Source organism: Acidomonas methanolica (assembly GCF_004346035.1).
GTDB classification, from domain to species: Bacteria; Pseudomonadota; Alphaproteobacteria; order Acetobacterales; family Acetobacteraceae; genus Acidomonas; species Acidomonas methanolica.
Genome location: NZ_SLZN01000076.1, coordinates 1 through 3,307 on the forward strand (window position 1 = coordinate 1; position 3,307 = coordinate 3,307).

At 58.3% G+C, this 3,307-nt stretch carries 5 protein-coding genes and 1 pseudogene; 2 read left to right on the forward strand and 4 right to left on the reverse strand.

Annotation, left to right across the window (positions count from 1 at the left end; translation table 11 throughout):
- Together EDC31_RS17345 and EDC31_RS17350 are read left to right on the forward strand one after the other, a co-directional pair.
- A pseudogene (locus tag EDC31_RS17345) lies at window positions 1–275 on the forward strand (IS701 family transposase); the annotation flags it as partial.
- A gap of 378 nt (window positions 276–653) precedes the next feature.
- Window positions 654–947, forward strand: coding sequence for a hypothetical protein (locus EDC31_RS17350; protein WP_132127220.1), 294 nt, complete (start codon window positions 654–656; stop codon window positions 945–947).
- A gap of 220 nt (window positions 948–1,167) precedes the next feature.
- Here EDC31_RS17350 and EDC31_RS18575 read toward each other — a convergent pair whose 3' ends face one another.
- The 4 genes from EDC31_RS18575 to EDC31_RS17370 form a co-directional block, all read right to left on the reverse strand.
- A complete protein-coding gene (locus EDC31_RS18575; protein ID WP_081797949.1) occupies window positions 1,168–1,263 on the reverse strand; it encodes a 4Fe-4S binding protein in 96 nt (31 codons plus the stop codon).
- A 97-nt stretch (window positions 1,264–1,360) separates the two neighbouring features.
- Window positions 1,361–2,266 (reverse strand): SDR family oxidoreductase, encoded by a 906-nt coding sequence (locus EDC31_RS17360; RefSeq protein WP_042062461.1) that lies wholly within the window; start codon window positions 2,264–2,266, stop codon window positions 1,361–1,363.
- A complete protein-coding gene (locus EDC31_RS17365) occupies window positions 2,263–2,973 on the reverse strand; it encodes a TetR/AcrR family transcriptional regulator (protein ID WP_081797948.1) in 711 nt (236 codons plus the stop codon). Before EDC31_RS17365 ends, EDC31_RS17360 begins: the two co-directional genes overlap by 4 nt.
- A gap of 53 nt (window positions 2,974–3,026) precedes the next feature.
- On the reverse strand, window positions 3,027–3,307 hold a 281-nt coding region (locus EDC31_RS17370; protein ID WP_456304092.1), incomplete at its 5' end, for an MmyB family transcriptional regulator.

Here is a 3,307-nt window from a genome sequence, read left to right on the forward strand (position 1 = left end):
CGGTTGAGGATGTTCTTACCCTGACGCTGGAGGCGCTGCGGGACGCCAAAGCGCGGATGCGCCCTGTATTCGGCCAGGAGCGGGTGGCGTTGTCGACAGGCCGGTTTCTGGAAACACTGCTGGGAAACGAACCGCGCAAGACCGGCTGGATGCGCGCGGAAGCTGCGGGCGATCCGGGGCCATGGCGACAGCAGGCCCTGCTTGGACGCGGGCATTGGGACGCTGATGCGTTGCGGGACGTCGTGCGCGATCATGTCGTCGAGCATCTGGGGGATCGAAACGGCAATCCAGACCGTGATGTCGGAGCAAGCACTACCGCCCTCTCAAGCCCCCAGGCCGAACGACGATCCATCGCCCTGACCGCGTGGTCCGCGCTAAAGACCGTACGTTCGCGATATCGGACCCTGGTCCAATTTTGGTCCAATCGACGATACGACCCCCACTGACGAGGCGTGACAGCCCGTGACATTAAATGCATATATCTCAATGATATAGGCATTCATATCCTTGATATTATTGCCTCTATAACGCCCTCTCACGGCGGCAACAGGGGTTCGAATCCCCTATGGGACGCCATTGATTTCCAACGGTTTTCTGGAAATTCCCTCCTCGAAAATATGGGTTTTTGCACCATTTCCGCACCATTGCGAGGAATGTGCTACCCTTCTCCCATGGAGAGCGAAGCGGGCATTCCGGAAGGTGCGGCGGTGAGCGGGCGGCTCGACCCGGCTACGGGCAAGCCTCTGCCACGCGGTGTCACCTATCGCGGCCCAAAGCAGTATATGACCCGCAAGGTGGTCGACGGCCGCCGTGTGCAGCGAACGTTCTCCACCGCGCCCCAGGCCCGGAAGTGGCTCACCGAAACGGCCGCCAGGGCTGAACTGGGCCAGTTCACGGATACCCGCCCACTCGACAGGATGACCGTCGGTCATTGCGGCACGCTCTGAGCACGTTCGCCGCACATTTCAATGCCTCCTGGCTCCGCGAGCGGCACGGCTACAGGACGCCCAATCAGATCAGGGCCGATCAGCAGCCCCTTGCCTCCCAGGCCACAATGATGCTCAATCTGGCCGCGTAATCAACCAGCGCAACGCGCTGTCTCATTACCGTGCTCCGGTACATGCCTGACGAACACGGCACCGCGGCTCAGCCGATTTTCTCTTCGCATCAGACTTTCACGAGTTGGATGGCACGCTCAGGACAGGCCTTTACACAGAGACCGCAGGCACGGCACTGATCGGCGTGAGGCGTATATGCGACCATTCCCCCATGAACACGACTTTTGATCTTTCCGACAAAGGAGAGCTCACGATAGTCAGCACGGTCGATCTTTCCCCGTTTCCGGTCATTTCGATACCGTTCATTTGACGCTCTGCTGCAAATTCCGACTTTGCCGAAGCCTCCGCGCGAACATCTCAAGCGTGGTCGTTGGCCTCCCCAGTTTTTCCCAGGTTTCCCTGGCGTAAAACGGATCTTCGTGATCTCCGAAATATGCGAACAGATGCGCCACGAATTTCATTTTCGGATTGAAAAGGCCGATCATCCGCATGACCCAGAGCGGCGCCACGCGAATTTTGAGCGAGGGATCGTAGTTTTTTATAAACCGTTCCAGCGCCTGTCTGACGGAGATCGCCTCCGGTCCCTGCACGGGACAGTGTTCCGGCATTGCCTCAGGATTCTGAAAGGCCTCGACCACCCATCGCGCGTAATCCGCGGCGCTGATCCACCAGATCCTGACGCGCGTATTCCCGATCCACTGGATCGCGCGTCCGCTGATCATGAAAGGCAGCAATTCCATGAAATGCGTCGGTGCGAAGAAGGTATGACGGATACCGCTGTCCGCAATGATCTTGTGCCCTTCCATCCGGATAATATTGGGCACGATATTCTGTTTGATGTGTCCAAGTGCCGGCGGATAGGCGCCAAGAGCGCCGATCTTGGCAATATACTGAATGTCCAGCCCCTGTATGGCCGTCATCAGGTTTCGCACGCCCTCGCGCTCTTCATAGAAAGGCAGGTTCGGGTCGGCCGTTTCGGTCGCGAGATTGAGATAGAGCGCGTCTACCCCGTCGAGAGCCGTGCGGAGCCCCGGAACGTCCCGCAGATCGGCCTGAACAATCTCGACAGTGTCCGGGAGCATCCTGCGCGCCTTGCTCGGCGAGCGGACAACGGCCCGGACCTCGAAATGTCTGGCCAGTTCGGTCGCGACCGGCGCTCCAAGCCGACCCGTCGCACCAATGACAGCTATTTTCGTGATCGGTTTCATGGTGTGTCCTGATCCATCGATGCAAAAATTGTCCTGAGTTTTTCAGGATCGTAATGCCGGTTTATGGCGATGTTTCTGAGGCCGATCCCGCGCAGCAGGAAACGGACCGTGTTCTCGACCAGCTTTTCGCGCGTCACGCCGTATTCGACGACCGTGATGTCGGGCAGGCTGATCAGATGCAGCGTGTTCGCCAGATGATGGACGAACCAGATTTCGGCACTGCCGGTCTGAACACCGTCCTCAATATCGCCAGCGTCCTGCGCAACCCGGAAAGATCGTTCGAAAACGCCGATCCAGGGCTTCACATGCCGATCGAGGAAAGCCTTTGCGAACTGTCCGTCGCCCAGCAGACTGGCCGTGACAAGCCGCTTGGTATCATCGTGAGACTGCGTATCCCCGATGCCCGGAAAGACCGCCTGCACGAGCAGGGCAACACCTTTGACCAGTGTTGCCGTCGAAGGCGCTGCTTCGGCAAGAAGACGGCTACCGACGGCGTTGGCTTCTACGCAATGAGATTCAAGTTCCGCGTAAAGCTCCTCCTTACTGGCAAAGTGCCGGTAAAGAAGGGCCTCGGAGACACCCGCCGCTCTGGCGATCTCTTTTGTGGTCGCCCCCTCCCGACCAAGCCGGGCGAAAACGGGGGCTGCTGCTGACAGGATCGCCTGCCTGCGATCCGTCGCGGAAAGTCTGGATGAACGTGGTGGCATGGTTTCTCCTTACGGAGAATTAGTAAGTGAATACTCACGTATATGCAAGTACCTTATGACACCTCACCGTATATGACCAGAATCAGGTCCGGACGCCCATCGACAGCAAAGGTTGAAACCTCAAAGGTCTGGGGACCATGAACAGGATGATGGAACGTCTTGGCGCCATGCCCGAACGTATGAACCGTCCTGTCCTGCCATAGCGCCCGGAATTCAGGACTGGCGCTGCAAAGTTCCGCCACTAGATGTTTAGTCCCGTGGTTTGATGGTGCATTCTTCTCGCTGGAATGGAAGGAAGCGCTATGGGCCAGGTTCACCACGGAAGCGCCACGAC

Bases quoted from the DNA above. Each gene is read 5' to 3' on its own strand.
- EDC31_RS17350 (WP_132127220.1), top strand. From the start codon at position 654: ATGTGCTACCCTTCTCCCATGGAGAGCGAAGCGGGCATTCCGGAAGGT.
- EDC31_RS17365 (WP_081797948.1), bottom strand. From the start codon at position 2,973: ATGCCACCACGTTCATCCAGACTTTCCGCGACGGATCGCAGGCAGGCG.
- EDC31_RS17360 (WP_042062461.1), bottom strand. From the start codon at position 2,266: ATGAAACCGATCACGAAAATAGCTGTCATTGGTGCGACGGGTCGGCTT.
- EDC31_RS18575 (WP_081797949.1), bottom strand. From the start codon at position 1,263: ATGGTCGCATATACGCCTCACGCCGATCAGTGCCGTGCCTGCGGTCTC.